The organism is Deinococcus sp. Arct2-2 (assembly GCF_004801315.1).
Taxonomy (GTDB): Bacteria; Deinococcota; Deinococci; order Deinococcales; family Deinococcaceae; genus Deinococcus.
Window position 1 is genome coordinate 46,358 of sequence record NZ_SSNW01000016.1, and the last position, 26,465, is coordinate 72,822.

General features: G+C 61.7%; 23 protein-coding genes. 12 read left to right on the forward strand and 11 right to left on the reverse strand.

The genetic code is table 11. From position 1 onward, the window contains the following. The first annotated feature begins 33 nt into the window (after positions 1-33). Positions 34-1,035 (forward strand): ABC transporter permease, encoded by a 1,002-nt coding sequence (locus E7T06_RS09180; protein WP_136365535.1) that lies wholly within the window; start codon positions 34-36, stop codon positions 1,033-1,035. Positions 1,036-1,238: 203 nt separating this feature from the next. Here E7T06_RS09180 and E7T06_RS09185 read toward each other — a convergent pair whose 3' ends face one another. After that, positions 1,239-3,344: a 3-hydroxyacyl-CoA dehydrogenase NAD-binding domain-containing protein gene (locus tag E7T06_RS09185; protein ID WP_136365536.1), complete on the reverse strand. Its 2,106-nt coding sequence runs from the start codon at positions 3,342-3,344 to the stop codon at positions 1,239-1,241. Between the two features lie 242 nt (positions 3,345-3,586). Here E7T06_RS09185 and E7T06_RS09190 point away from each other — a divergent pair, with 242 nt between their 5' ends. Further along, complete coding sequence (locus E7T06_RS09190) at positions 3,587-4,618, forward strand: NADPH:quinone oxidoreductase family protein (RefSeq protein WP_136365537.1); 1,032 nt, start codon at positions 3,587-3,589, stop codon at positions 4,616-4,618. A 115-nt stretch (positions 4,619-4,733) separates the two neighbouring features. Here the strand turns inward: E7T06_RS09190 and E7T06_RS09195 are convergent, their stop codons facing one another. Both E7T06_RS09195 and E7T06_RS09200 read right to left on the reverse strand, forming a co-directional pair. Then, positions 4,734-5,171 (reverse strand): hypothetical protein, encoded by a 438-nt coding sequence (locus E7T06_RS09195; protein WP_136365538.1) that lies wholly within the window; start codon positions 5,169-5,171, stop codon positions 4,734-4,736. 162 nt (positions 5,172-5,333) lie between these two features. Further along, positions 5,334-6,398, reverse strand: a complete 1,065-nt coding sequence (locus tag E7T06_RS09200; protein ID WP_136365539.1) for a peptidoglycan bridge formation glycyltransferase FemA/FemB family protein — start codon at positions 6,396-6,398, stop codon at positions 5,334-5,336. 84 nt (positions 6,399-6,482) lie between these two features. Here E7T06_RS09200 and E7T06_RS09205 point away from each other — a divergent pair, with 84 nt between their 5' ends. Next, positions 6,483-7,601, forward strand: a complete 1,119-nt coding sequence (locus E7T06_RS09205; RefSeq protein ID WP_136365540.1) for a peptidylprolyl isomerase — start codon at positions 6,483-6,485, stop codon at positions 7,599-7,601. Between the two features lie 213 nt (positions 7,602-7,814). On the opposite strand, the gene E7T06_RS09210 is transcribed toward E7T06_RS09205, so the two are convergent. After that, positions 7,815-8,204: a hypothetical protein gene (locus E7T06_RS09210; protein WP_136365541.1), complete on the reverse strand. Its 390-nt coding sequence runs from the start codon at positions 8,202-8,204 to the stop codon at positions 7,815-7,817. A 138-nt stretch (positions 8,205-8,342) separates the two neighbouring features. On the opposite strand from E7T06_RS09210, the gene E7T06_RS09215 reads away from it, so the two are divergent. After that, entirely contained in the window at positions 8,343-9,149 is an 807-nt protein-coding gene (locus tag E7T06_RS09215) for an intradiol ring-cleavage dioxygenase (RefSeq protein ID WP_136365542.1), read from the forward strand. A 277-nt stretch (positions 9,150-9,426) separates the two neighbouring features. Here the strand turns inward: E7T06_RS09215 and E7T06_RS09220 are convergent, their stop codons facing one another. Together E7T06_RS09220 and E7T06_RS09225 are read right to left on the reverse strand one after the other, a co-directional pair. Continuing rightward, a complete protein-coding gene (locus tag E7T06_RS09220; protein WP_168733448.1) occupies positions 9,427-9,753 on the reverse strand; it encodes an HNH endonuclease in 327 nt (108 codons plus the stop codon). Between the two features lie 25 nt (positions 9,754-9,778). Continuing rightward, the gene (locus tag E7T06_RS09225; protein WP_136365543.1) at positions 9,779-10,612 is read right to left on the reverse strand and encodes a hypothetical protein; all 834 of its coding nucleotides are present in this window, start codon (positions 10,610-10,612) and stop codon (positions 9,779-9,781) included. Between the two features lie 220 nt (positions 10,613-10,832). On the opposite strand from E7T06_RS09225, the gene E7T06_RS09230 reads away from it, so the two are divergent. Together E7T06_RS09230 and E7T06_RS09235 are read left to right on the forward strand one after the other, a co-directional pair. Further along, positions 10,833-11,699: a hypothetical protein gene (locus E7T06_RS09230; RefSeq protein ID WP_136365544.1), complete on the forward strand. Its 867-nt coding sequence runs from the start codon at positions 10,833-10,835 to the stop codon at positions 11,697-11,699. A gap of 309 nt (positions 11,700-12,008) precedes the next feature. Next, positions 12,009-12,587 carry a DoxX family protein gene (locus E7T06_RS09235; RefSeq protein ID WP_240740932.1) on the forward strand — a complete coding sequence of 193 codons (579 nt, stop codon included), beginning with the start codon at positions 12,009-12,011 and terminating at the stop codon, positions 12,585-12,587. A 272-nt stretch (positions 12,588-12,859) separates the two neighbouring features. Here the strand turns inward: E7T06_RS09235 and E7T06_RS09240 are convergent, their stop codons facing one another. After that, positions 12,860-14,131: an MFS transporter gene (locus tag E7T06_RS09240; protein ID WP_240740933.1), complete on the reverse strand. Its 1,272-nt coding sequence runs from the start codon at positions 14,129-14,131 to the stop codon at positions 12,860-12,862. 137 nt (positions 14,132-14,268) lie between these two features. Here E7T06_RS09240 and E7T06_RS09245 point away from each other — a divergent pair, with 137 nt between their 5' ends. From E7T06_RS09245 to dxs, 3 genes are all read left to right on the forward strand, one after another. After that, complete coding sequence (locus E7T06_RS09245) at positions 14,269-14,958, forward strand: PspA/IM30 family protein (RefSeq protein ID WP_136365545.1); 690 nt, start codon at positions 14,269-14,271, stop codon at positions 14,956-14,958. Positions 14,959-15,405: 447 nt separating this feature from the next. Then, the gene (locus E7T06_RS09250) at positions 15,406-16,200 is read left to right on the forward strand and encodes a hypothetical protein (protein ID WP_136365546.1); all 795 of its coding nucleotides are present in this window, start codon (positions 15,406-15,408) and stop codon (positions 16,198-16,200) included. Continuing rightward, positions 16,197-18,149, forward strand: coding sequence for a 1-deoxy-D-xylulose-5-phosphate synthase (gene dxs, locus E7T06_RS09255; RefSeq protein WP_240740934.1), 1,953 nt, complete (start codon positions 16,197-16,199; stop codon positions 18,147-18,149). The genes E7T06_RS09250 and dxs overlap by 4 nt, the downstream gene beginning before the upstream one ends. A gap of 196 nt (positions 18,150-18,345) precedes the next feature. On the opposite strand, the gene E7T06_RS09260 is transcribed toward dxs, so the two are convergent. Continuing rightward, on the reverse strand, positions 18,346-18,849 hold the full coding sequence (locus E7T06_RS09260) for a CAP domain-containing protein (RefSeq protein ID WP_136365547.1): 504 nt from the start codon (positions 18,847-18,849) through the stop codon (positions 18,346-18,348). A gap of 109 nt (positions 18,850-18,958) precedes the next feature. Continuing rightward, a complete protein-coding gene (locus tag E7T06_RS09265) occupies positions 18,959-21,010 on the reverse strand; it encodes a M3 family metallopeptidase (protein ID WP_136365548.1) in 2,052 nt (683 codons plus the stop codon). A gap of 164 nt (positions 21,011-21,174) precedes the next feature. Here E7T06_RS09265 and E7T06_RS09270 point away from each other — a divergent pair, with 164 nt between their 5' ends. After that, positions 21,175-22,074: an N-acetyltransferase gene (locus E7T06_RS09270; RefSeq protein ID WP_240740935.1), complete on the forward strand. Its 900-nt coding sequence runs from the start codon at positions 21,175-21,177 to the stop codon at positions 22,072-22,074. 335 nt (positions 22,075-22,409) lie between these two features. Here E7T06_RS09270 and queA read toward each other — a convergent pair whose 3' ends face one another. Together queA and E7T06_RS09280 are read right to left on the reverse strand one after the other, a co-directional pair. Continuing rightward, complete coding sequence (queA, locus tag E7T06_RS09275) at positions 22,410-23,492, reverse strand: tRNA preQ1(34) S-adenosylmethionine ribosyltransferase-isomerase QueA (protein WP_136365550.1); 1,083 nt, start codon at positions 23,490-23,492, stop codon at positions 22,410-22,412. Positions 23,493-23,507: 15 nt separating this feature from the next. After that, positions 23,508-24,071, reverse strand: a complete 564-nt coding sequence (locus E7T06_RS09280) for an NYN domain-containing protein (protein ID WP_136365551.1) — start codon at positions 24,069-24,071, stop codon at positions 23,508-23,510. A gap of 295 nt (positions 24,072-24,366) precedes the next feature. Between E7T06_RS09280 and E7T06_RS09285 the strand changes: the two genes are divergently transcribed. After that, entirely contained in the window at positions 24,367-25,656 is a 1,290-nt protein-coding gene (locus E7T06_RS09285) for an aminopeptidase (RefSeq protein ID WP_136365552.1), read from the forward strand. Positions 25,657-25,818: 162 nt separating this feature from the next. Further along, positions 25,819-26,349 (forward strand): MarR family transcriptional regulator, encoded by a 531-nt coding sequence (locus E7T06_RS09290; protein WP_136365553.1) that lies wholly within the window; start codon positions 25,819-25,821, stop codon positions 26,347-26,349. The last annotated feature ends 116 nt before the right edge of the window (positions 26,350-26,465 follow it).

Here is a 26,465-nt window from a genome sequence, read left to right on the forward strand (position 1 = left end):
TGTCAAGCCTTTTCCGAACACAGGGGGAACCCCATGACCGCCGTCTCCCCCACCGCCCCCCAACAAAAAAAGCAGCCCAGCATCTTTTCGCGGCGCTTTCGGCGCAGCACCCCCGGCAAAGTCGGCGCGGCCATCGTGGCTGTCTTCGTGCTGCTGGCGCTGTTGGCCCCCATTCTCAAGCCTTACGACGCCTCCAGTGACCGCAACTACCGCCTGAACCTGAAGCCGCCTAGCGTGGCCGCGCTGTGGGATAAGGATGTAGCCGAGGAATACCGTGACCCCGTAACAGGTCAGGTCAATCCTTGGTCACACCTGTTCGGCACCGACAACTTGGGCCGCGACGTGCTGACCCGCGTGTGGCACGGCACCGCCATCAGCCTGAAAGTGGGCGTAGTCAGTACGGTGCTGGCCCTTGTCATAGGGACGTTGGTGGGCGTGCTGGCCGGGTATTTCGGCGGCTGGTTCGATTCCGTTACCGGCTACCTGTCGGATGTGATGTTGGCCTTTCCCAGCATTCTGCTCGCCATCGGCTTTGCCAGCATCTTCAGCGCCGACAATCCGCCGTTGCTGGTCAGTGCCATCAACAGTTTGTTCGTGCTGAATAGCCCGCAGCTTGTGACGGCCATGCTCGCGGTGTCGCTGGTGCAAATCCCGGTCTATATGCGCCTTTCACGGGCCGTGGTATTGGGCCTGCGCGAGCGCGAATTCGTGCAGGCGTCGGGCGCACTGGGGGCCACCCAGATTCGCACCGTGTTCAAGCATGTGCTGCCAAACAGCCTCTCCCCCCTGATCGTGCAGGGCGCACTCAGCATTGCCACCGCCACCATCGAAGTTGCCGCACTGGGCTTTCTGGGTATTGGCGCTCAGCCGCCGCTACCGGAATGGGGCACCATGATCAGCGATTCCCGCCAGTACTACGTGGATTCGCCGTGGACGATGATCTTCCCCGGCCTCGCCATCTTCCTTACCGTGCTGGGCTTCAACCTGCTGGGCGACGGTTTGCGGGATGTGCTAGACCCGCGCAGTACGCAGTAAGGCTAGAAACTTTGACAGACGGGAGAAGGGACGCAGACTGAAACTGGTCTGCGTCCCTTCTCTTTTGGGGGTGGAATTTGGTCTTGTTCCCTCTCCACCTGTGGGAGAGGGCGTTGCGAGAGCAACGGGTGAGGGGGCCACCGAGCAAACGCTTCTGCCCAATACACCTCCTCTCGCTTATCGCCCCCCACAGCTCAAACCAATTAGCCCCGTCCTTTTTCCTTGTCCCACGTGGCGAACGTCTTGCCCTCATCGGCCAACTGCTTCAGCAAAGGCGCGGGCGTCTGGCCGTATTGTGCTAGCGAGGCAGCCACGTTTTGCAGGCCCATTTCGTCGGCGTACTGCATGGGGCCGCCCCGGTAGGCGGGAAAGCCGTAGCCGTAAATGTAGATCACGTCGATGTCTCCGGCACGCTGGGCAATGCCTTCTTCCAAAATCTTCGCGCCCTCGTTCACGAGGCTGTAGGCCAGCCGCTCGGTGATTTCCTGCGGGCTGATAGTACGGGTCTGCAAGCCTTTTTCGCTACGGTAAGTGGTGATCAGGTCTGACATTTCGGTGCTGGGCACGGGCTTTCTGCCGTCCGGGTAGTCGTAGATTCCGGCCTGCGTCTTCTGCCCTTTGCGGCCCTGCGCCACAATCCGGTCTAGCCAGCCGTCGGGCTGTGGTTCCCCACGCACTTTGGCCTGATGCTGCCGGATGGAATAGCCGATGTCCAGCCCCGCCATATCGGACATCTCGAATGGCCCCATCGCCAGCCCCAGCGCGTGCATGGCGGCGTCTACGTCCTGCGGGTTCGCGCCCTCCTCTACCAGTTTGCGGGCCTCGTCGCCGTAGCGGTGAACCATGCGGTTGCCCACGAAGCCGTCGCAGACGCCTACCACCACACCCACTTTCTTAATCTTGCGGGCAAGGGCCATGCTTGTTGCCAACACGGACGCGCTGGTTTTCTCGGCCCGCACGATTTCCAGCAGTTTCATCACGTTGGCGGGGCTGAAAAAGTGCAACCCAATCACGCTTTCGGGACGCGACGTGACGCTGGCAATTTCGTTCACGTCAAGGGTACTGGTGTTGCTCGCCAGAATCGCACCGGGCTTGGCAATCCCGTCTAGGCGCGTAAAAATCTCTTTCTTCACGTCCATGTTTTCAAACACGGCCTCGATGATGATGTCGGCTTGCGCGAGGTCATCCATATTCAGCGTGGGCGTCAGCAACGCCATTCGCGTTTCTACGTCGTCTAGGGTCAGGCGGCCTTTTTTGGCAGTGTTCTCGTAGTTGCGCCGAATAATAGCCACGCCTCGGTCTAGTGCGTCCTGCGCGGTTTCCACGATGGTCACGTGAATGCCCACATTCAGGAAATTCATGGCGATGCCGCCGCCCATCGTACCCGCGCCGATGACGCCTGCGCTGCGAATCTCGGTCAGGGGGGTGTCTTTGCCGATGCCGGGCACACGGGCGCTTTCGCGTTCGGCAAAGAAAATATGGCGCAGGCCGCGTGACTGCGGCGAATCTTTGGCCTGCAAAAACAATCCGGCTTCGGCGTTCCAGCCTTCTTCAAAGGGGCGAGTGGCGGCCACCTCGGTGAGGTCGACGATCATGCCGGGCGACATCTGGCCCCGGTGCGTTTTGCCTAGACCTGCGCGGGCGGCGGCAAACAGTTCGGGGCTTGCGCCTTCTACGTTGCGCTCAGAGACACGGGGCAGCGGGCGGGCAGCGGCGTGGGCGCGGGCAAAAGCCACAGCAGCGGCGCGTAATTCGGCTTCCGATTTGCCTTCTGCCAGTTCGTCGATCAGGCCCAACTGTGCGCCCTCAGCGGCTCCGATGGGGTTGCCCGACAGCATCATCTCTAGGGCTTTTTGTGCGCCCACCACGCGGGGAAGTCGCTGAGTCCCGCCTGCACCGGGAAAAATGCCCAACTTGACTTCGGGCAGGCCCAACTGTGCGCCTGCCAACGCCACGCGGTAGGTGCAGGCCAGCGCCACTTCTAGGCCACCGCCCAACGCCGTGCCGTGAATGGCTGCCACTGTGGGCCTAGCAAAAGCGTCCAGCCGCGTAATGAAGCCGCGCAAATCAGGAGCCTGTTCGCGGGGCAGGTCAAATGTTTTGATATCGGCCCCAGCGATGAAGGTACGCCCGCCGCCGATAATGACCACTGCGCTGACGCTCTGATCCTGTTCGGCCACGTCCAGCCCCGCGTGCAGGCCTTCCGGCACACCGGGCGAAAAAGCGTTGACGGGCGGATTGTTGATCGTGAGAATCAAAATGTCGCCGTCGCGGGATTGGTCGATCATTGGAGTTGGGGCAGTGGTCATGGGTGGAGCCTCCTGAGAACAGTGTTCTGTCAGTGGTAAGTGGTGAGTGGGAAAGGCGTGGTGGCGGGGCACTCTAGGCTTTTGGCAAGAACTGGAAAACCTTCGTCTGAAAGGAAAGCTGTGTTGGAGTGGGCTGTTGAGAAGGCATGCTGTCACGCCGCACCCGCTCTGGTCAAATACGTCGACGTTCAGAATGTCCGTCCACGTTCACTTTCAGGATTCAGTCAGGTATGCTTCAGCCTATGACCGATACAGCCCAAAGTGAAGCGGCACAGACGATGAGGGCCATTGTGGTGGAGCAACTCGGCGCACCCGACGTGATGCAGGTGCGTGAGGGCGTGCCTGTGCCGCAGCCGGGGCCGGGGCAAGTGCGCCTGAAGGTAGAAGCGGTGGGCATCAACTTTGCCGATGTGCTGAGCGTGGCGGGCGAATACCTGACGAGAACCCGCGTGCCCTACACCCCCGGCATGGAATTTGCCGGAACCGTGGACGCATTGGGTGAGGGCGTGACGGGCGTGCAGGTGGGGCAATTGGTGGCCTGCTTGGGCGGCAGTGGCAGCCTCGCGACTTACGCGGTGGCCCATGCAGCAGCCCTGATTCCCGTGCCAGCCAGCCTCACGGCGGCTCAGGCGGCGGCGTTTCCGGTGTCGTATTTCACGGCCTATCACGGCCTGAAGACGCTGGGCTACGGGCAGCCGGGGCAGTGGGTATGGGTGCAGGCCGGAGCGGGCGCACTGGGCACGGCCAGCATTCAACTTGCTAAGGCGATGGGCATGAACGTAGTCGCCAGCGCCAGCACCGAGGAAAAGCTGGAACTAGCCCGCAAACTGGGCGCAGACGTGACTTTGCTACAAGATGACCCAGACCGCGTGCAGAAAATCCGCGCTGCCGCCGCCAGCGACACTAACTCCAAAGGCGGCGTAGACCTCGTGCTGGAAGTGGTGGGCGGGCCAAGGTTCCAAGAAAGCTTAGACGTGGTGATGAACCGGGGCCGCGTGATCGTGATCGGCAACGCCAGCCGCGAGCAGGCCAACTTGCGCCCCGTAGAACTGATGAAACGCAACGTGACCGTGACGGGCCTGTGGCTGACCAGCCTCATGGGCGACGCCGAAGCTACCCGCGACGCGGCGATGGCCCTGACGCCCCTGATCGCCAGCGGGCAAGTGACGCCGCAAGTCGGGCCAACCTACGCGCTAGACGAAAGCGTGCGGGCTTTTCAGGACATTTTGGATCGGAAGACGACGGGGAAAGTGGTGATTGAACCGCAGAGGTGAAAAACGGTAAGTGGTGAGTAGGTAGTGGTCAGTGGGTGAAGTGCCAGAGCAGAGGCGATTTGTGTTTTGATCTTGACCTTCCCACTCACTACTGACCACTCCCCACTCACGGTTTTTAGCTAAAGAGCCGCAGCAAAGGCCGCCACCAAGGAATAGACACCAGCAAAATCAGGAGCGTTACCGCTGTCCAGAGGGCCGCCACACGGAATTTGGCCCGGTCTGTGGCGGCGCGTTTGCTGAGGGCACTGGCGAGGGTGGCGGTTACAGCGGCGATCAAGCCGAGGCCGACGTGCTGCCACTGATAGCTGGTGCTTCTGTCGGCAAACGCTCCGGCTCCCTGCGATCCTAAAAAGCCGAACAATAGGAGTCCTAGAACCACTTGGAGATGCACGCTGCCCGCAAAAAGAACCACTGGGCGGCGGTCTGCGATGGTGAACTCCTTGTTGCCACTTAGAGCCGGAACCGTGCGGATCAGCGCCCACACGCCCGCGATCAGCACCAGCCAGCGCGTGATGTTGTGGAAGGTAAGCAAGAATAGGTAGAGGGTCGCCATAATCGTCAGATTAAGGGATGGGGGGTGGGATGGTTGGCCCGCTGGAGAAGGCAATCGCTTTGCTCACTCACCCCCTCTGCTCCGCAGCTCTGCGAGTCCCCAGCCCTCCCCCCTCCCTTCGGGCTGTGCCAGTCAAGGGTGAGGGAGCAAAAACTATCCCTGCTACAACACGTCTTCTTTACTTCCCCGCTTCTTCAAATTGTTCTGCGTTTTACGCCAACGCAGGGCCTTCACGATGGCGGGGGCGGCGGCGTTCAGGTTCAGATCGTAGGCGGGATACCACACGCGCTGCTCGCTAAATTTCAGTTTCATCTTGAAGACACCGAACGAGTGTTTTTCTTCGTCGAGTTGGCGGGGAATGCCCCAGAAATCGAACAGTTCGTAGCCGCGCTTCTTGGCATCCAGCATGGCGTTCCAGTAAAAGGCGTCGGGGGCTTTGGCATCCTTACGGGGTTCGCCATTTTCGCCAACGCGGTCATCGCGCACGCTGCCGCCGAACAGGTAATACGCGCCTTTGCCCATGCCCAAGAAGAACCCGCCCGCCAGCGCTTTGCCCTCATGCCGCGACAACACGATGTAGGCTTCGCCGCCGTAGGCATTGCCTTCACGCAGCATGGCTTCGTAGTAAGCGCGGGGAAATGCGCCCAGTTTGGCCCGCTCGTTGGTAGCCGTAAAAATGTCCCAGAACGCCTCGAAGTCATCGTCCCGGCCTGCTACCACGCCCAGCTTGTGAGCCGCACGCACGTTGCGGCGGGCCATGCTGTGCAAGTCGGCAAACATCTGTTCTTCGGTGCGGGTCAGGTCGGCAATGATGGTGTGTTCGGGCTGCTCGGTTTCGGCGCGGCGAAAGGGGCCGTATTCCGCGGGCACAGTCACGCTGTCATCGGCAGGGATAGGCAAGGGCGGCTCTATTTTCAGCAGGGCGTCGGTGGGTTTGGCAACTTTGCGCAGGGCTTCGGCCACAGCGGGCAGCAAGTCCAGCGATTCTAGGGCGGGGCCACGCGGCGCATACAGCGTAGAAAACCCCGGCACGAGGCGCTTGCGGAGCAGTTGCACCGCGCCCACCGTGCGGCCCTCCGACTTGATGAGATAACGCACAGGCGTTTGGCCCAGCACGCGCCGCGCCTCGCCGTAGCCCCAGCCTTGCAGGGCGCTGGTGATGGGCAAGCTACTTACGGCGTCGTCATAGACGCGGGCATCGGTGGTTTCTTCCAAAGTCAGGCGCACGGGGGGGATTGTACGACAGCTGAGGCAAGTGCTGTTCATGTGGCGCTCAGCGTGCCTGCCCGCCGGAACGCTAAAATAATCGGTATGAAATTTGCTGGATCGACTGCGGCCCGCCTGACGACGACTTTGCTCAAGGGAACACTGCTCACCGGAACGCTGCTGCTGGGCGCGGCTTTGGCCCAAACCACCCCCGCACCCACGCCGACGCCAGCTCCCGTGACCCCCGTCCAGACTCCTACGCCAACTCCCGCTCCAGCGCCCACTGCGCCTGCAACGGCTCCTGCTGCTGCCCCGGTAGCCACTCCAGCCGCCACACCCGCTGCCGATCCATCCACTTTGGTAGCCAACATCGGCACCGAGAAAGTGACGCTGGGCGAGTTTGACCAAGCCTTCCGAGTTGCTGTGGCACGGTTGGTCAACTCTCAGGGCATCCCTTTTGAAGACTCGTACCTGACCGAATTTGCCGACGCCCGCCGCGACTTTTTGACGCAGTACGTGCGCGACCGCGCCGTGTACCAGATTGCCCGCGTAGCCAACAAGCCCGACGCAGCGGCCATTGATGCCCAGTTTGCCAAAGCCCGCGAAAACTTTGCCACCGACGCCGAGTTCAGCGAAGGCTTGGCCCAGACGGGCTTCAGCACTCCCGCCGAACTCCGGGCCGAGTTGGAGCGGCAAGCCGTTGTCGCCGCCTATTTGGACGGCGTGAAGAAGCGCCTGACCTTTGGCAGCGCAGTCGTTCAGGGCTTTTACAACCTCAACAAAGCTTCGTTTACCCGCGAAGCCGAAGCCTGCGCCAAGCACATTTTGGTCAAGACCCAGCCCGAAGCGCAGCAGATTCAGAAGGATTTGGTGGCAGGCGGAGACTTTGCAGCCATTGCCAAAGCCAAGAGCCAAGACCCCGGCAGCGCGGCAGACGGCGGAGACTTGGGTTGCTTCGGGCCGGGCCAAATGGTGGCGGCCTTCGATACGGCCAGTTTCAAGGGGCCACTCAACGTGCCGCAGTTGGTGCAGACCGAGTTTGGCTACCACGTGCTGACCGTGACCGGGCGTACCGAAGCGGGCCTTGCACCCCTCAGCGTGGCCGAGCCGCTGATCCGCGAGCAACTGGCCCGCGACGCCTCGCAGAAATACGTGAATTCTCAGGTGGCCCGCTTGAAAGTGCAGAGCTTTGCCGGTGTGGTGGGCGCGGCTCCAGCCAAATAAGGAGCGAGTGATTTAGAGGGCGGAGGCTGCGGCTTCCGCCTTCTTTTTTGTTGTGCTGGATGGCTGGGGCGGGGTCTAAGGGTCTGAGGGACTAAGGTGCTGGGGGCAGTGACGTTGCAAGGTGAACCCCCCATTGCTCCGCAACGCCTCCCCTTGAGGGGAGGACAACTGCGCTTTTATGCTGTTCTTAGTCCCTTAGACCCTAGACGCTGTTTACATAACGCCCGCGACGCCGCTTCCCTGCACCCGGCTCCCTACCGCCCCCATCAAGTCGTCCAGCGCACCAAACGAGCGCATTTCGGCGGCGGAAATCCACTCCCGCAGTGTGCCGTCAGACTGTACTTCAAACGCGGCGGGCAGCGGCACACCGTCTAGGCCGTATTCGGCGCGGAGTTCATCGCGGTGCAGGAACCGCACATTTGGCCCCAAACGGCGCACAAACTCGCGCCACTCGCGCTTCATTCCCAGCGGGCCATACGTAACGGCGCAGAGTTGGCATTCATAGTCTTGCGGGCGCACCGTTTTGATCCACAGGTCTTTGAGGCCGTTCAGCACGCCGCCATCGGCGTTGTAGACGAAAACGAGGGGGGCGGGCTGGGTCATGGCCCAAGGGTACGGGGGCCAGCATGAACACACTGCACGCCACAACCAGATTCACGCCAACGTTGCTTTAACACAGCCTGCGTAAGCTTGTTTCAGCAAACAGATTTCAAGAGACACATGCACCCCCAAGGAGCCGACATGAACCAGCACCCGAACGTGAACCCCGCGCCCGAAGAAGACAACGATGATGAAATGGTGGGAACCCTGCTGAGCCGCAGGCGGGCGCTGAGACTCCTCGGCTTCGGCGGGGGCGCGGCGGCGTTGGCAGCAAGCAGCGTGTTGGCCCAGCGCACTCCGCCTCCCGGTGGGCAAGGCGGCAGCACCAGCTTGGGCAGCAGCGGCGCAACGAGCTTGCCCGGATGCGTGGTGCGGCCCGCCCAAACCGAAGGCCCGTATTTTGTAGATGAAAAACTGAACCGCAGCGATATTCGCAAAGATTCCAAGACGGGTAAGGCCAGCGCAGGCATTCCGCTGACGCTGAATTTTGTGGTGTCGAAAGTGACGGTGGGCAGTTGCACGCCGCGTGGAAGGGTACTGATAGATGTGTGGCAGTGCGACGCGCTCGGCGTGTACTCGGATGTATCGGGCAACACCGACGACTTCCTGCGCGGCTCGCAAGTCACCAACGCGCAGGGCAAGGCCAGCTTCACCACCGTTTATCCCGGCTGGTATCCGGGCCGCGCCGTGCATATTCACTTCAAGTTGCGCCCACTGGACGCCAGCGGCAAACCCACCGGGGAGTTCACGTCGCAACTGTTTTTCCCCGAAGCCGTGACGGACGCGGCCCACGCCGTCGCGCCCTACAACAGCAAAGGCAAGCGCAACACCCTGAACAGCACCGATGGCATCTACCGCAACGGTGGCAGCCAACTGCTGCTGAGTCTGTCCGGAAATCCGCAAAAGGGCTACCGGGCGACGTTTGACGTGGGGCTGAATATCGGGTAATCAATGGTTCGGACAGTTGCCAAATTTGCCCGAGGATGCGGGGTTATTGCTCCTCTCCCCTTGCGGGGGAGGTTGGGAGGGGGGAGCGGGTACCACGTTCTAGACGACATTTCTCTGTGGCCTGTCTTTGAAACTAGATACTGTCCGAGCCATTGGGTACTACGGATTCCGATCAATGCTCTAGCAGTTCTTATACGAAACTAGAATAAATCCCTGAGATGGTGCAGTAGGAGGGCCACTAAGCTACGCTTCTTTTACAACTACTGCACCGATGCTCCTAGCGCACCCGGACCCCTTTCGTCGGTGGCTGCTTGCTGATCCACGCCACGAACCGCCGCACGTCTTCATGCGCCAGCAGCGCGTCTACAGACGAATACTCTCCGGCCAGTTCAGCGTTAGTAAACGTGCGGTGCAAAAACTTATGGCAGGGCGGGCACAGTAACACCGTCGGCAGCGCGTGAATCTTGACGCCCTGCCGACGCCCCTGTGATTTGGGAATCAGGTGATGCTCGGTCAGGTGCGGCACAGCGCGGTCACATAGGCCGCAGCGGTCTGGCGTAGTGGGTGGGGGCGGCCAATCGGAGGCAGGCAAGCGGCGGGCCATCAGGCAATTAGGCTAGGGCAGACGCTTAAAACGAGCGTGAGGGACGTGTTTCAGATTCTTTGGCCTTCAATTCGGCTTGCAGGGCGTCGAGCATCTCGGCACGCGAATCCAGTGACAAGCGAGGAGCGAGGGCGCGGGCCAATGCTGAAGCAGCGAGGCAAGCTTGCACAGCAGTTCCGCGAGTGGTTTCATTCAGCGCGGCCAACACTCCCGGCGGCAAGTCGCGTTCGGCATTCCGCGCTGGAGATTGGGGCTGAGGCGCACCATGCAGCGTGCGGGCCAAGCGCAACAGGCCGCCGCGCACCCAGTTCAGTAAGTCCCACGCCCGCAAGTGTTCGCCGCGTAGGGCGACGGCAGAGGCGAACACCAGCCAATTCAGCAGGTCGTCAAACTCTGTTTGAGAACCCGGCAAAGTGGACGCAAACGGCGGCCTAGACGCCCAAGCCGCCAGCAAAGTTGCCAGTGTGCTGCCCTGATCCTTAAGCAACATTCGGGCCGGATTCCCGCCCCCATTGGGCCAACCGCGTATCTGATCCAGCGCCGATTCAGGCTCTACATGCAGTTCTACACGCAACAAATCAGGCGTCACGATATTGGGCGTGCCAAACGGGTTCACCACTTCCAGCGCTACGGGCGTAATGGAGCGCAGGAACTCGAAGGCATCTAGAGTTTGTCCAGCACGCACAAACGCGTAATATTCCAAATCACTCCACTCATCGGCGGCGGGTGAACCATCCGGGCGGGCTTGGGTACGGCTGCCGTAGGCTAGGGCGTACACCACGCGGTCATCGGCGAGCAGCGCGGCCCGGATGCGGGTATCCAGTGCGCCAAGGGCGCTGAGGCGGGCGGCAGAATTCATCAGACAAGGATAGAGATTCCAAAGTCAGCCCGTTAGATGAAGGCGCAAAAGAAGGACTTGCTGTGGTGCTTACGTGTCCACTACGTCCTCAGATATGTGGCGAATGCCGCCAGCCCGTGCTTTTTGTCACTCATCACGCTCCAAGTTGTCTGCAACCCGTCACAATTCTGGATCAGACAATCAAAGTCGCCGCTCATGGACGGCGGGTAGCATAGGCATCATGCGTTTAGCTTCCCTCTCCGCCCGCGCTCCGGGCCTGTTGCTGTTGCCTGCCTTACTGCTGTCTGGATTTGGTGAGGCCCAGACTGCCCCTGCCCAGCCCGCGGCGCCCGCCACCACTCCGGCTCCACCTACCGCTCCAGCCACACAGCCTGCCCGCGCTCCCCTGCCCGGCGCAGCTTCGGCAGCTACCGCCCGCGCCGCGAGTGCTATTGCAGTAGAGGTGGGCGGCGTCATCAAGGGCCAGATCGTGGCCTGCCCCGCCGCCCTGAAGCTGAGCGTGCGGGCCGTGTGCCTGTACTCCAAGAACAGCCCCGCCAGCCTGCGCCCCCTGATTCGCGGCAAGTTGGCAGGCCGGGCGCTCGGCGACTGGAAGACCACAGGCACGAGCAGCACGCTCTTGGCATCGGAAACCGTGAATGGGCCAGTGGGCGCGTTCGTGTTGCTGCGGGGCTTGTCGGCCACCGAGTCGCTGGTGGTCGTTGACGCCGTGACCGCTTCTGCGGCTGCCAGCACCGCGCCCCGCCCCGCTACGCCCGCCGGAGTGGTGAAGGGTCAGCCGTATGTGCTGGGCCGTGACCTGATCGGTGTGGTGAACGTAACGGCGCTGGGAGCCAATAAATACCGCCTGAACGCGGGCGACTCGGCCCTGACGGTGACGGTGGGAGCCAAAGCAGCCCAACTTAGCGGCGGCCAAACCACGGCGGGCAACGTAGAACTGCCGTTTGTGCCTGCCACTGATGGCAAAAACCTGATTTTCCCGTTGCTGGGCCTGCGCTCGCTGGGCTGCACCGTAACGCCTGCCGGGGCCACCGTAACCGTCGCCTGTGGTCAGGCCAGCGTCGGCCTGCGCCCCATCGTCTTCTAAACACTCCGCTTTACACCTTTACTCCCGTACTCCCGCCACAGCTTTGGGTCAACCGAACCCGCAAGCTCATGTGGCGGGTTTAGGCTGCACTACGGAACAAGGGCAGGTCTACGAATTACACCACCGGAAAAACAGACTTCCAGTGGCTCCATTCTCCGTCCTGCTCGCCTCAATTTACTCGCTTTGCTCGGTCACAAAGAAAGTCGCTTTATGACGAATGTTTTAAGCAGATGCAAGGCCGAAACCACGCCTGCTAGGGGTACGGGCGGAAATAGAAGATCTGGAACGACGATACCGAAGGGGAACCCAATGACCCAGACCGCCCGTCCCATGATTCCTGAGCCGTACCTGACTCAACTCCTGTTTGCCAACCCGCGTCTCGCGCTGTTATGGGCCATTTTGCGCGTCTACGTGGGCTACGAGTGGCTCACAGCGGGTTGGGGCAAAGTCACCAATCCGGCAGGCATCTGGGTCGGAGAAAAAGCAGGAACCGCCGTCACTGGGTTCCTGAAGGGCGCACTCGCCAAAACCACTGGCGAGCATCCCGACGTACCCGGCTGGTATGCGTGGTTCGTGCAGCATGTAGCCCTGCCCAACGCCACCGTATTTTCTTACTTGGTGGCTTACGGGGAAGCCTTGGTGGGCATTGCCCTGATTGTGGGCCTGTTTACGGGCTTGGCGGCCTTCTTCGGCGGGGTGATGAACGCCAGCTACTTGTTGGCGGGCACGCTCAGCACCAACCCGCTGCTGTTTATTTTGGCCACATGGCTGGTGCTGGGGTGGCGCGTGGCAGGGTACTGGGGCCTAGACCGCTGGGTGCTGCCCAAACTGGGTGTGGGGATGCCTACAAGCAAACCAGCGCGTGGGCGACGGCTGAAGTCCACTTAGCCAGAGCGAATAAGGCGTCAACAACATCCGGTCAGCCCAATTAAGAGGACTGACCGGATGTTTGATCTATTGATTCCTACTCAGTTGGGCAACACTGGACGTAGGAAGCTGAACCCCCCCGTTGCTCACGCAACGCCCCCCCTCAAGGGGAGGACTAAAGATGTTGCGCTCCCCTTTAAGGGGGGCTGGCTGCGAAGCAGACTGGGGGGTTCACCCAGAATCGTCAAGTCTGGACGTTGCTTAGTCAGACAAGAATCAATAACTACGAACTTTTACGCTGCTGCCACCCGCACCGGAGCTTGCCGGGTCACACCCAACGCCAACCCCGCCGCCAAAATTGCCAGCACGCCCGCTGCCAAGAAAGCCGGGCCATACGTGCCCAACGACTCGCGTGCTAGGCCGCCCAACGCGGTGGCCGAAGCCGCGCCCAGTTGGTGAGAAAAGAAGACCCAGCCGTACACGGTGCCCACGTTGGCCGTACCAAACGTGCGGGCAGTGAGGGCCACAGTGGGCGGAACGGTGGCGATGTAGTCCAGCCCGAACAGCACGGCAAAAAAGAACAGGCCTGTACCGGGGGGCAGCAGTGGCAAGGCCAGCAGACTCAGCCCCCGGAAGGCGTAGTAGCCCGCCAACAACAGGCGTGGGTCAACCCGGTCTGTGAGGTAGCCGCTGCCCAACGTGCCCACAAAATTGAAGGCCCCCATGAGCGCCAGCATTCCGGCGGCGTATCCGGCGGTGAGGCCGAGGTCGCCGCAGTAGGCGATGAAATGCGTGCCGATGATGCCGTTGCTGGTGGCCCCACACACCAAAAAAGTGACGCTGAGCAACCAAAAATCTCGCGAACGCAGCGCCCGGCGCATCACGCCCCCATCGGGTTTGGCGGGCACGATTACGGGCGCGGTAGGGTCAAGCGGGCGGCCATCCATGCCGAGGCCTACCTCTGCCGGACGGTCTCGCAGCAAGGCCCAGAACAGCGGCGTGAGCAGCAACGCCAGCAGCCCGATTCCGGCACTGGCAAGCCGCCATCCGGCCCCCTGCGCGGCCAAGGTCAGCAGCGGAATAAACATCAGTTGGCCTGCACTGGTGGCGGCCCCAAAGACCCCCGTGACCAACCCACGCTGCGTCTGAAACCAGCGGGCCGCCACAGTAGCTCCCAGCACGCTGCCCACCAAGCCGGTGCCGAGGCCGCTCAGGACGCCCCAGAGGATGAACAGGTGAGCTTGGGTCTGGATAAAGGCGCTGAGGCCGAACGACAAGGCGACCAGCAGCAGGCCAAACGTGGCGACCCGGCGCGGCCCATGCCTATCCATCAGGTAGCCGCTGAGGGGTGCGCCGAGGCCGAACATCAGCAGGCCCACGCTGACGGCGGCGCTGAGGGTGGTCAAGCCAAATCCCGTGCCCACTTCCATCGGCTTTAGGAACACGCCGGGGGCCGACCTTGCTCCGGCAGCCAGCAGCAGCGCGGCAATGGTGATGGCCACAATAATTCCAGCTCGGCCCTTCAGCATTCCGCCGCCCGATTTCCCCGCTCCCGCATTCATCATGCCTTGACTCTATCTTGATCTTCTGGGGTTGTCTGCGGCCAATGGAACCACAAGTGGCGTGGGTGCGTAATGATAGCCGGGCTACTCACCACATTCAGCGGTCTATCTTCACTACATCACCCTCAGGAGGCACCACCATGACTATTCTTGACCGTTTGTCCCGCTTGCTCCGCTCTAACGTCAACGACCTGATCAGCAAGGCCGAAGACCCCACCAAAATTATCGAGCAAGCCCTACAAGATATGCGGGCCGCCTACACCGACGCCCGCAGCGAAGTGGCCGGAGCCATGAGCCAAACTGCCAAGCTTGACCGCGAGGCCAGCACCAACCGCAAACTGGCCGCCGAGTACGAGAAAAAAGCCGAAGAAGCCCTGCGCGGCGGCAGCGAAGATTTGGCCCGCGAAGCCCTGCGCCGCGCCCAGAACCACAAAGACCTCGCCGCCGGATTTGGCGAGCAAGTGGCCGTACAGAGCAGCACCGTAGACGCCCTGAAAACCCAGTTGCGTGCGCTGGAAGCCAAAATTGACGAGATGGAATCCAAGAAGACCTTGCTGGCCGCACGCCAAAGCACCGCGCAAGCTGGTGCGACGCTTGACCGCGTGTCGGGCTTCGACAAAGCGGGCGGCGCAATGGACGCCTTCGAGAGCATGGAAGAAAAAGTGGCGGGGATGGAAGACCGCAACAAGGCGATGGGCGACCTCCGCAAAGACAACGACTTTGACGCCCAATTGAAAGACTTGGGCCGCGACAAGGATTTGGACGACGCGATGTCTGCCCTGAAAGCCAAAGTGCAGGGCGGCCAGAACTTGAGTAAAACAGACTTGTAATCAAACAGAGCTTAAGCAGTACGCAGGGAACAAGGGGCGGCGACGATGGAGGTTGCCGCCTCTTTTTTGGTTGGAATCTAATTTGGAAGGTGAACCCCCCCGTTGCTGACGCAACGCCCCCCCTTGAGGGGAGGACTAAAAGCTCTTGCGCTCCCCTTTAAGGGGGCTAGCTGCGAAGCAGACTGGGGGGTTTACACGCAGACTTCAATCTAATTTGGAAGGTGAACCCCCCCGTTGCTGGCGCAACGCCCCCCCTTGAGGGGAGGACTAAAAGCTCTTGCGCTCGCCTTTAAGGGGGGCTGGCTGCGAAGCAGACTGGGGGGTTTGGCAGAATCGCAACCGCACCCCAACCTGACCTACCCTTCACGCTCCAGCCCCCTCCCGCTTTTGGGGGACGCCTGACCCGGCCCCGAAGCACACAATGTGGGCGACAAAGGACGGAACGCCATGAATGCTGACAGAATGCTGGGGATGCCGCGCTTTAGCCTGAAGGCCATATCTGGCCGTATGCCAATTCGTTCTTCTGCCGTATGGAGTTTGGCGGCCCCAACCCTGCTGTTGGGCACGCTGATGCTGGGAGCCTGTGCGCCTGCTCCAGCACGGGTTTCGCCGCCAGTCCAGTCCAGCACCGTGCCTGCCAGCATTTCCTTTTATCCGCAGGAAACGGGCCTGAACTGGACGTATGTGCCGGAAGGTGAAAGCACCGCCAGCACGCCGTATTTGCTGCGAACGTTGGGGCCAACGGTCTTTGAGGGTCAAACGGCGCTGGCCTTCCAACTGCTTGGGCGCGGGGCCGACCAGACGTGGTACAGACTGATCAGCAGTGGGGGCGTAAAACTGTTGGGATTTCGCAAACCCGGTGTGACGGTCACGCTGACTCCGGCGTGGACGGAAGCGCCCGCCGAGGGTGCGTGGCGCGTGGGCCTGAGTTGGGAGGGCACGACCACCGCCCGCGTGAGGAGCGATGACGGCAAAGTTCAATCGGAGGGCCTGCTGCGCTACCGCTACGACGTGCAAGACCGTCGCCGCGTAAATACCCCCGGCGGCAGCTTTGATGTGTGGGTGATCACGCGGCAAATTTCGGGCGAGTTGGGCAGTCTGTTTCCAGCGGCGCAGCAGATCTGGTTTACCCCTTATGTGGGCGATATCCGCACGCCCGAAGCCTTGCTGCTCACCGCCCGCAATTTTGCCAGCCCAGCAGTGAGTCCCCCTGCAACCGCCCCCACTGGAGGCCAACCATGACCCGCACGCCCGAACAACCCGCCCCCGCAGAGTTAGCCCCCGCTCAGTTGGCTCTGGCCCCCGCGTCCAGCCTCACGCCGCTGCTAGACCGCGTGAACAGCCCCGCCGACCTGAAGCGCCTGTCGCGGGAGCAGTTACCCACGCTGTCGCAGGAACTCCGCGACGAGATTACGCGGGTCTGCTCGGTGGGCGGGCTGCACTTGGCGAGTAGCCTCGGCGCAACCGACCTGATCGTGGCCCTGCATTACGTGCTGAACTCGCCACGTGACCGCATTTTGTTCGATGTGGGTCATCAGGCCTATGCCCACAAAATGCTGACCGGGCGGCGCTCGCAGATGCACACGGTGAAAAAGGAAGGCGGGCTGTCGGGCTTTACCAAGGTCAGCGAGAGCGAACACGACGCGATTACGGTAGGCCACGCCAGCACCAGCCTCGCCAACGCACTGGGCATGGCGATGGCCCGCGACGCGCTGGGTGAGGACTACACGGTGGCCGCCGTGATCGGAGACGGCAGCCTGACCGGGGGCATGGCGCTGGCCGCCCTGAACACCATCGGGGACGTGCAGCGCAAGATGCTGATCGTGCTGAACGACAACGAAATGAGCATCAGCGAAAACGTGGGGGCCATGAGCAAATTCATGCGCGGCCTTCAGGTGCAAAAGTGGTTTCAGGAGGGCGAGGGGGCCAGTAAAAAGGCGATGCAGGCCGTGAGCAAGCCGTTGGCCGACCTGATGAGCCGCGCCAAGAGCAGCACCCGCCATTTCTTTGATCCGGCCAGCGTGAATCCGTTTGCGGCGATGGGCGTGCGCTACGTGGGGCCAGTGGACGGCCACAACGTGGGCCAATTGGTGTGGTTGATGGAGCGCCTGATAGACCTTGACGGCCCCACGATCTTGCATGTGGTGACGCGCAAAGGCAAAGGCCTGAGCTACGCCGAAGCCGATCCGATCTACTGGCACGGCCCCGGCAAATTCGATCCGGCTACAGGTGACTTGTCCAAAACGGCGGGTGGCAAGCCCACCTACTCTTGGAGCGCGGCCTTTGGCGACGCCGTAACCGAACTGGCTAAACTTGATCCCCGAACCTTCGTGATTACGCCTGCCATGCGTGAGGGCAGCGGCCTAGTGGGCTACAGCAAGGCGCACCCCAAGCGGTATTTAGATGTGGGCATTGCCGAAGACGTGGCCGTCACAACGGCGGCGGGCATGGCCCTGCAAGGCATGCGGCCCATCGTGGCGATTTATTCCAGCTTCCTGCAACGGGCCTACGATCAGGTGTTGCACGACGTAGCCATCGAAAATCTGAACGTGACCTTTGCGATAGACCGGGCCGGAATCGTGGGCGCAGACGGCTCTACACATAACGGCGTCTTCGACCTGAGCTTCCTGCGGAGCATTCCCAACGTGCGCGTGGGCCTGCCCAAAAACGCCTCCGAGTTGCGCGGGATGCTGAAGGCGGCGCAGGAAAGCCCCGGCCCCTTTGCTATCCGCTACCCACGCGGCAACACCGAGCGCGTACCGGAAGGGACTTGGCCCGATCTGAAATGGGGCACTTGGGAGCGCGTGCAGGCGGGGACGGACGTGGTGATTTTGGCGGGCGGCAAGGCGCTGGAATACGCCCTGAAAGCCGCCGCCGACTTGCCGGGTGTAGGTGTGGTCAACGCCCGTTTCGTGAAGCCGCTGGACTTGGAGATGCTGCGCGAAGTGGCCGGGAGTGCCCGCACGCTGATTACCGTAGAAGACAACACCGTACTGGGCGGGTTCGGCAGCGCAGTGCTGGAAGCCTTGAGCGACATGGGCCTGACTGTGCCGGTGCGCGTACTGGGCATCCCCGACGAGTTTCAGGATCACGCCACCGTGGAAAGTGTCCATGCCAGATCGGGCATAGACGCGCAGGCCATTCGGACGGTGCTGGCGGAGTTGGGCGTGGATGTGCCGTTGGGAGTTTAAAACCGTGAGTAGTCAGTAGGTAGTGGTGAGTGGGAAGGTCAAGAGCAAAAGAATACGTTCACGCCCTCCACTTACCACAGCGTTTGGTCAGTTCTGATCCCTCTACCCTTGTGGGAGAGGGTGTTGCGAAGCAACGGGTGAGGGGGCCACAACGGAAGCTCAACCGTCAGAACTTTTGGAGCGCTGTACTTACCCCTCAACGCGGCTGACTGCTCAGCACCACCACATATGAAGTCCCCCGCGCTCCCTGCACGATGCTGGCTCCGGCGTGGGTGTAACGGGCCTCGTTCATCCAAAAGCAGTGGACGGGAGAATGCAGCCACCACTGAATGGCCGCTTCCGGGTTCAGACCTGTGCCCATAAAAATGATTTCGGTGACGCTGACGGCATTAACGCCCGTACTGGCGGCCCGAATACGGGGAGTCGACCCGCCCGCGCCCGTGTGCGTAATGCGCCCGCTGGAGGTCATGTAATTGGCCTGAATGCGGGCCGCCTGCGCGTGTGTGCTGCTAAAGGCCAAAGCTCCGGCCACTGGGCGGCGGCCCGTGCCGGGGCAAATCACGCCCTGCGCCCGCACCTGATTCAGGCGGGCCAGCAACTGCGATTCTGCGGAGGTCTGGGCAACTGCTGTGGCAGAGGCAACCACCGCGAAAAGGCCCAGAACGTGCCGGAAGCCGTGCCAAAAAGGAACCTTAAGCATGTGAAGGGATTCTAAACGCTGGGGGCGTGTGCGGGCTGTGAGGAACTAGGGTGCAGGGATGAGAAAGGGCGGCGCTGCACTGAGCAACACCGCCTCTTAGAACTAAGGTTTATGCCCCCAACAATCCACTGCGGCGCAGCAAGGCGTCGGGGTCTGGGCCGCGTCCCATGAACTCCTGATAGAGCTGGGCAGCCTCAGCACTGTTGCCCCGGCTCAGCACGGCGTCTACAAAGGCGCGGCCCGTGTCCCGGTTGAAGATTCCCTCGGCGGCAAAGCGCGAGAAGGCGTCGGCGTCCAGCACTTCGGCCCATTTGTAGGAGTAGTAGCCAGCGCCGTAGCCCACCGGACTGCTGAACAGATGCCCGAATTGTGCGGCACGGGCGTAGTCTTCGGCCAGCGGGTAGGGGTAAAACCGGGCCATCACGTCACGGGCCACCGCCATCGGGTCTTCACTGCCTTCCGGGTCAAATTCGACGTGTAGCGTGAGATCCATCAGGCCAAACGAGTACTGGCGCATAGACGTGTTGGCGGCGCGGAAGTTGCGGGCGCGGGTCATGCGGTCAAACAGGTCGGCGGGCAGGGGTTCCCCGGTTTGCCAGTGCGAGGCGATCAGGTCAAGGGCGTCCCGTTCGGCCACCCAGTTTTCCATGATCTGGCTGGGCAACTCTACAAAATCCCATGCCACACGGGTTCCGCTGAGGCTGCGAACGGGAACGCGAGACAGGGCATGGTGGAGCAAGTGGCCGAATTCGTGGAACACGGTTTCCACTTCGCGGATAGACAGCAGGGGGGGCGTGTCGCCGCTGGGGGGCGTCATATTGCCGCACATCAGGCCCAAGTGGGGTTCTACACCTTGCTCACGCGGCCCACCTGTGATCAGGCCGTTCATCCACGCGCCGCTGCGTTTGGTGTCGCGGGGGAACCAGTCGGTATAGAAGCTGGCGATGTGGGTGCCCGATTCGTCCTGAATATCGTAAAAGCGAACTTCGGGATGCCAGACGGGGGCGCTCGATTCCTTGACCGTCACGCCAAAAATGCGGGTCACGATGTCGAACATGCCGTTCATCACGCGGTCAAGGGGGAAGTAAGGGCGCAGGGCTTCTTCGTCGAAATCGTATTCGGCTTGACGCTGTTTTTCGGCCCAGTAGCCGATGTCCCAACCTATCAGCGCGGGGGCGTCGGCTCCGGTGTGCTGGCGGTAGAAGGCGTCCAGTTCGGCGTTCTCGCGCTCGAAGGCGGGGCGGGTGCGGGCCTCTAGGTCGCGCAGGAACTTGAGGGGAACGTCTCCCCCACCCGTCATGCGGTCTTCCAGCACGTAGTCGGCAAAGTCGCGGAAGCCTAGCAAGCGGGCCTGCTCGCGGCGCAGTTTCAGAATGTCGCGCACTAGGGGGCGGTTGTCGCGGCCCTCCTGCACGCCTGTACTCTGCGACGCCTCCCACAACTCGCGGCGCAGTTCTCGGTCATTGGCGTAGGTCAAGATGGGTTCCACGACTGGCATATGCAGCGTCAGGCGGTGGCCCTCTTTGCCATGCGCTTCGGCATCAGCGCGAGTAGCGTCCAGCACACGTTGCGGCACGCCTGCCAAGCGTTCGGTAGACACGTACAACTCAAAGGCAGCGGTGGCATCCAGCACATTCTTAGAAAACTCGTTGGTGATCTGGGCCAACTGGGTGTTCAGAGCCATCAAGCGGTCTTTTTGCTCGGTAGGTAGGTCGGCCCCTTCGCGCCGGAATTCGTCGATGGTCAGTTTCAGGTGACGCGCCCGCACGGGATCGAGGGCGCGGCCCGCGTCGGTGTCGGCGTAGGCTTTCACGGCGGCCCACAGGCCGGGATGCAGGCTGAGCTGCGTATAAAACTCGCTGACTTTGGGAATGATGGCTTTTTTGGCGGCCTGCCACGCCTCGTCGCTGATCACGCTGTCGAGGTGATACACGATGGTGCTGGCGGTTTGCAGTTGGGCGGTCAGGTCGTCCAGATCGGCCATAAAACCCTCGAAGCCGCGCTCGCCCGCCGCCGCCAGATGATCTAAGCGGGTTTGCGTGGCAGCAATCAGCATGTCGATGGCCTCTTCGGCGTGTTCGGCGCGAATCTGATCGAAGGGAATGCGGAAGCCGACGTTCAGCAGCGGGTTGCTGCTGGGCACAGGTGTTGGATTGCTCATAGACTGAGTATAGAAGGCTGGAATGAGGCAGGTTCGCAGATGTCGGACAGGCCACGCAGAACAAGCCGAATGGCGGATGTGCGGAGGCCGGGGCCGTGCTGTGCTGGTGCATGGTTGACCTACCGCCCGAATTAGCTTGGACAAATCCGACAGACTTGAATTGCTTGGCCGAATTGCTGAGCGCCGCCCACCCCGACGCGCCTACCACCGCCGCCGAGTTGGAGCGGCTGGAGCGGGGCCACTTGCCCAGCGAGGTGCATAAGCGCGGGGTGATAGAAGAAAATGGCGTGTGGGTGGGCCTGTATGAAGTGGATACGCCCCGTAGCGACTCGCACGACGGTTGGCTGAGCTTGTCTGTGTGTATTTTGCCCAGCCACAAGACTTTGGGAGAAATCCTGCTGGCGAGAGCCGAAGCGGTGGCTGCCGAATCCGGCGCACATACCCTGTTGAGCCGTGCGCGGGAAGACTGGTGGGAACTGGCGCTTCTGCAATCGCACGGCTACCGCGAGCATGACCGGATGTGGAGCAGCACCCTTGATCTGACGAAACTGGACTTCGCCGCCTTTGCCGGGCAGGAGCAGAAGGCGCAGGCTGCCGGAATCCAGATTCGGCCCCTTATCGAATTAGGGCTGTTTGACGAAGCACAGCAATTCCGGCTGTACACCCTGATTGCCGCCCTGCTGCGCGATGTGCCCAGCACGTCTCCGGTCAAGGTGTGGCCGTTCGAAACGTGGCAATTGCGGATCGTGGATGCAATTGATCCAGTGGGCTTATTTGTGGCAGTGGCCCCGGACGGACAGTGGGTGGGCGTGAATGAGCTGTATCTGGTCAGCCCGGCGCATCCGCACACACTCCGCAATGGACTGACTGGCGTGCTGGCCCACTGGCGGGGTCACGGCGTCGCCTACGCCCTTAAGCTGGCTTCGGCACGTGCTGCACTGGCACGCGGTTTTACCCATGTTCGCACCGGGAATCACAGCATCAACGCGCCTATGCTGGGCATTAATGAGCGGCTGGGATTTGTGCGGGAAGCGGCGTGGGTGAGTGTGCGGAAGGAAGTGTAGAGGGTGGAGCGTGGAACGTGGGAAAAGCGCGGGTGGGCAGGAATATTAGGGTTTCAGCGCTTATTGATTCCTGCTCAGTTGGGCAACACTGGACAGGCACGGAGCTGGAAGGTGAACCCCCCGTTGCTCACGCAACGCCCCCCTGAGAGGGGAGGACAAGGGCTGTTGCGCTCCCCTTGAGGGGGGCTGGCTGCACAGCAGACTGGGGGGTTTACACGCGGCTTCAACGCTCTATGCCCGCTTTAAGGGGCAATCTTTGGCTGTTGCTCAGTCGTACAGGAATCAATAACTTTGGAAACAAGTCTACAGACTCTTTTCACAGCTCCCCGATCCACTTACAGCCCGCCGCGCTCCAAGATCATCGCGTCACCCAACGAATAGAACCGATATTCCCCATCCAGCGCGGCAGCATAAGCGGCCTGAATGCGCTCTACACCCGCAAACGCCGCCACCAGCAGCACCAAGGTGCTTCCGGGCAGATGGAGGTTGGTAATCAGCAGATCGGGCACGCGCACGGGCGTTCCGGGGGTGATGAAAATTTGCGTGTCGCCTTCGCCCGGTTGCACCAGTCCAGCCTTGTCCACCGCACTTTCCAGCGCCCGCACGGTGGTTGTGCCGACAGCCACGATGCGGCGGCCCGCTGCTCTGGCCGTGTTGATGGCCCCCGCCGTTGCCGCGCTGATGGAATAGCGCTCGGCGTGCATCACATGATCGGCCACGCTGCCGGAAATAGGGCGGAAGGTTCCCGCGCCGACGTGCAGGGTGATGGCGGTGCGCTGTACGCCCATTGCTTCCAGTTGGGCCAGCAGTTCGGGTGTGAAATGCAGGCCCGCCGTGGGAGCCGCCACGCTGCCGGGTTCGCGGGCGTACACGGTCTGGTAGCGTTCGCGCCAGCGTTCGTCGTTGTCGCCTGCGTCGATGTAGGGCGGCAGCGGCAAGCGCCCGATGGTGTCGAGGTGTGGCTTGATGTCGTGTTCAAAGCGCAACAGGCGTGCGCCGTCGTCCAGTTGGCCCACGATTTCGCCACGGTGGGGGGCGTCGGGTGGGCCGAGCAGCAGTTCGGGGCCAGCACGCTTGGCGGGTTTCAGGTAGGCAGACCAGATGTGCGGCCCTAAATCAGTCCCGTATTCCTCGCGCAGCAGCATCACTTCCACCTGCCCGCCGCCGAAGCCGTTCTGTATGGGCTTACGGGCCATCACTCGGGCCGGAATCACGCGGCTTTCGTTGAAGACCAGCAGATCGCCGGGGCGCAGCAAGTTGGGCAAATCGCGGAAGAGCAGATGCTCTATTCCCTCGCCCACCACCATCAGGCGGGAGGAATCACGGGGTTCTGCGCCCGATTGGGCGATACGCTCTGGCGGCAGAGTGAAGGCCAGCTGCGCCAACACGTCGTCCGGGTCAAGGTGAGGATCAGGCATGTCAGAGAACGATGATCAAGGCTCCAGCGCGGGCGTTTCTTCGGCGCGGGCGGGCTTCTGGCGGGCAGGCATCAGGCCGCCTTCGATGTCAGGCAGGTGCATAAAGCGGTCTGCGGCGTCAATGAGTTTTTGGGCCGTATGCTCACGGAACGAAATCACTTCGACCCGTTTTCCGCGCTCCTGAAGCACTTCCACAATGTCGGTAAAATCGCCGTCGCCACTGCCCAGCACCACGATGTCGAGGTGATCGCACAGGCGCACCATATCGGCCACGATGCCCATATCCCAGTTGCCCTCATAAATGGCCTTGCCGCCCTCGGTGACGTGGTGCAGCGTGAGATTCATGCGGCGCACCTTGAACCCCAGCGTAGAGAGTTTGTAGATGAAGGGGCGGGCGGTGGCCTCGTTCTCGCGCTCTACGGTGTAGGCGATGGCATGAACCAACTCGCGGTGGTCGGTGCTCACGCGCATCAGCGTTTCAAAGTTGACGGTGCGCTCCAGCAGATCGCGGGCGGAATGGTACAGGTTTTGCGTGTCGATAAACACACCGACTCTGGGGCGAGACACTACGTATTGCATTGGGAATTCTCCTGTTGAGGGGCAGCGCGGCGCAGACGGCTTGGGGCAATCGGCACGGGGCGACAGAATGAAAGACGGGAGGAAAAGGGTGGGCAGGAACGGAAAAGGACAGAACGAATAGACGCAAGTGACACGCCCTTGGGTGGACGCGCCGAGAAGCATAGGCCCGCCGTTCGTGAGGTGATGTAAGAATATTAACAAAAATTAGGGCGATACCTCTGCCGGGTGTTCAGTTGCGCTGGGCCGCCCTACATAACTCGCTGCACCCCGGCCCTCAGACCGTTACCCTAGGGGCATGACAACGGACGCGACCATTCCAGCCAGCTTGGCAGCGGCACAGGCCGCCTATGCAGAATTGCAAACGCAGAAGCTGAAGCTGAACATGCAGCGCGGGCAGCCCAGCGACGCCGATTTTGACCTGTCGAACGGCCTGCTGACTGCATTGGGCGAAACCGATACGCACCAAGACGGCCTAGACCTCCGCAACTATCCGGGCGGCGTACACGGCCTGCCCAGTGCGCGGGCGCTGTTTGCGGCCTACTTGGATCTGAAGGCCGAAAACGTGTTGGTCTGGAATAATTCCAGTCTAGAGTTGCAAGGCTTGTTGCTGAGTTTTGCCTTGCTGCACGGCGTGCGCGGCAGCACCGGCGGCTGGGTGAAGCTGCTGGACAGCCAGAAGCCCAAAATGATCGTGACCCTGCCGGGGTATGACCGTCACTTTTTGCTGCTGCAAACGCTGGGATTCGAGTTGCTAACTGTGGCGATGCAGCCCGACGGCCCCGACGTAGACGCCATTGCCCGGATCGCGGGCCGGGACGCTTCGGTCAAGGGCGTGCTGTTCGTGCCCACCTATTCCAATCCGGGCGGCGAAAGCATCAGCGCGGCCAAAGCGGCAAAACTGGCCGGAATCAAGGCGGCGGCGGCAGATTTCACCATCTTTGCCGACGACGCCTACCGCGTGCATCACCTCTCGGACACCGACCAAGACGCGCCCGTTAATTTTGTGACGCTGTGCCGCGACGCCGGATTTCCTGACCGCGCCTTCGTGTTCGCCAGCACCAGCAAGGTCACGTTTGCTAGCGGCGGCCTCGGTTTTGTGGGCAGCAGCGAAGACAACATCGCTTGGGCCACCAAGTACCTGAACGCCCAGAGTATCGGCCCCAACAAGCTGGAGCAGGCCCGCCACGTGCGCTTTTTGGCCCAGTACGAGGGCGGCCTTGAGGGCTTGATGCGAGACCATGCCCGCCTGATCGCGCCCAAGTTTCAGGCGGTATACAGCACGCTGGCGCAGGAGTTGGGCGAGTCGGGCGAGTACGCCACGTGGACAACGCCCAAAGGCGGCTATTTCATCAGCCTCGACACCACAGAACCTGTGGCGGCGCGGGTGGTGCAGTTGGCCGACATGGCCGGAGTGAGCCTGACGCCCGCCGGGGCCACCTATCCGGGCGGCAAAGACCCCACCGGGCGCAATATCCGCCTCGCTCCCACCCGCCCGCCCGAAGCCGAAGTGCTGACGGCCATGAAAGCAGTAGCGACCTGTATCCGGTTGGCAACGGAAGAATACCGGGCAGGCCAAAAAGCTTAAGCCCGGTTTGTATCAAGCCCAAAAAGAAGCTGGCCGCGTTGAATTTCCGCGTTGCCAGCCTCTTTTTTAGTTTTCGTTTAGTTGACAAGAGCCAAACTGGAATTGCACTTCCGGACATTCCGGCTTGATTTTCTGGCCGCTGACCCTGAGGATGGCCCATATATGCCCACCCGTTACTCTGGAACGCCCGAGGAGCGCCGGGCGCTAGAGGCGTACATCAAGCTCTGGCGTGCCGCACACGCTGTAGAAGTGGCTGCCAACCGCCATTTGGCCGCCTACGACCTCACCATCAGCCAATTTGGGGTCATAGAGGCGCTGTATCACCTTGGCCCGCTGAGCCAGCGCCAACTGGCCGACAAAATCCTGCGCTCTAGCGGCAACCTGACGATGGTCATAGACAACCTAGAGCGTGACCAACTGGTGCGCCGTGACCGCGACCCAGTCGACAGGCGCGTAGTGAACGTGTCGCTGACGCCGGGGGGAGAAGCCCTGATAGAAAGTGTGCTGCCTCAGCATGTGCGCGGTATCCACGATCTGTTCACGATTCTGACACCTGAAGAACTGATTCAGCTGGCGGCCCTGACCCGCAAATTGGGGTTGGGCTTGGCTGCCAAAGAGAACGGAGCGCAGCAGAAGACCCGGAAACGGGGCGGGGGGGCGGGAGAGCCGATCAGGGCAGCCGGAGTGGATTAGGTGGGTGTGAGGTTCTGATTTCTGCCTTGTTGTATTGAGGTGGAAGGTGAACCCCCCCGTTATACGGACTCCGATTAAAAAGAGTAGAGTGGGGGATCAACAAATTCTATTCCCCC

Coding starts and splice junctions, on each gene's coding strand:
- E7T06_RS09180 (WP_136365535.1), top strand. CDS start 34: ATGACCGCCGTCTCCCCCACCGCCCCCCAACAAAAAAAGCAGCCCAGC.
- E7T06_RS09185 (WP_136365536.1), bottom strand. CDS start 3,344: ATGACCACTGCCCCAACTCCAATGATCGACCAATCCCGCGACGGCGAC.
- E7T06_RS09190 (WP_136365537.1), top strand. CDS start 3,587: ATGACCGATACAGCCCAAAGTGAAGCGGCACAGACGATGAGGGCCATT.
- E7T06_RS09195 (WP_136365538.1), bottom strand. CDS start 5,171: ATGGCGACCCTCTACCTATTCTTGCTTACCTTCCACAACATCACGCGC.
- E7T06_RS09205 (WP_136365540.1), top strand. CDS start 6,483: ATGAAATTTGCTGGATCGACTGCGGCCCGCCTGACGACGACTTTGCTC.
- E7T06_RS09210 (WP_136365541.1), bottom strand. CDS start 8,204: ATGACCCAGCCCGCCCCCCTCGTTTTCGTCTACAACGCCGATGGCGGC.
- E7T06_RS09215 (WP_136365542.1), top strand. CDS start 8,343: ATGAACCAGCACCCGAACGTGAACCCCGCGCCCGAAGAAGACAACGAT.
- E7T06_RS09220 (WP_168733448.1), bottom strand. CDS start 9,753: ATGGCCCGCCGCTTGCCTGCCTCCGATTGGCCGCCCCCACCCACTACG.
- E7T06_RS09225 (WP_136365543.1), bottom strand. CDS start 10,612: ATGAATTCTGCCGCCCGCCTCAGCGCCCTTGGCGCACTGGATACCCGC.
- E7T06_RS09230 (WP_136365544.1), top strand. CDS start 10,833: ATGCGTTTAGCTTCCCTCTCCGCCCGCGCTCCGGGCCTGTTGCTGTTG.
- E7T06_RS09235 (WP_240740932.1), top strand. CDS start 12,009: ATGACCCAGACCGCCCGTCCCATGATTCCTGAGCCGTACCTGACTCAA.
- E7T06_RS09240 (WP_240740933.1), bottom strand. CDS start 14,131: ATGATGAATGCGGGAGCGGGGAAATCGGGCGGCGGAATGCTGAAGGGC.
- E7T06_RS09245 (WP_136365545.1), top strand. CDS start 14,269: ATGACTATTCTTGACCGTTTGTCCCGCTTGCTCCGCTCTAACGTCAAC.
- E7T06_RS09250 (WP_136365546.1), top strand. CDS start 15,406: ATGAATGCTGACAGAATGCTGGGGATGCCGCGCTTTAGCCTGAAGGCC.
- dxs (WP_240740934.1), top strand. CDS start 16,197: ATGACCCGCACGCCCGAACAACCCGCCCCCGCAGAGTTAGCCCCCGCT.
- E7T06_RS09260 (WP_136365547.1), bottom strand. CDS start 18,849: ATGCTTAAGGTTCCTTTTTGGCACGGCTTCCGGCACGTTCTGGGCCTT.
- E7T06_RS09265 (WP_136365548.1), bottom strand. CDS start 21,010: ATGAGCAATCCAACACCTGTGCCCAGCAGCAACCCGCTGCTGAACGTC.
- queA (WP_136365550.1), bottom strand. CDS start 23,492: ATGCCTGATCCTCACCTTGACCCGGACGACGTGTTGGCGCAGCTGGCC.
- E7T06_RS09280 (WP_136365551.1), bottom strand. CDS start 24,071: ATGCAATACGTAGTGTCTCGCCCCAGAGTCGGTGTGTTTATCGACACG.
- E7T06_RS09285 (WP_136365552.1), top strand. CDS start 24,367: ATGACAACGGACGCGACCATTCCAGCCAGCTTGGCAGCGGCACAGGCC.
- E7T06_RS09290 (WP_136365553.1), top strand. CDS start 25,819: ATGCCCACCCGTTACTCTGGAACGCCCGAGGAGCGCCGGGCGCTAGAG.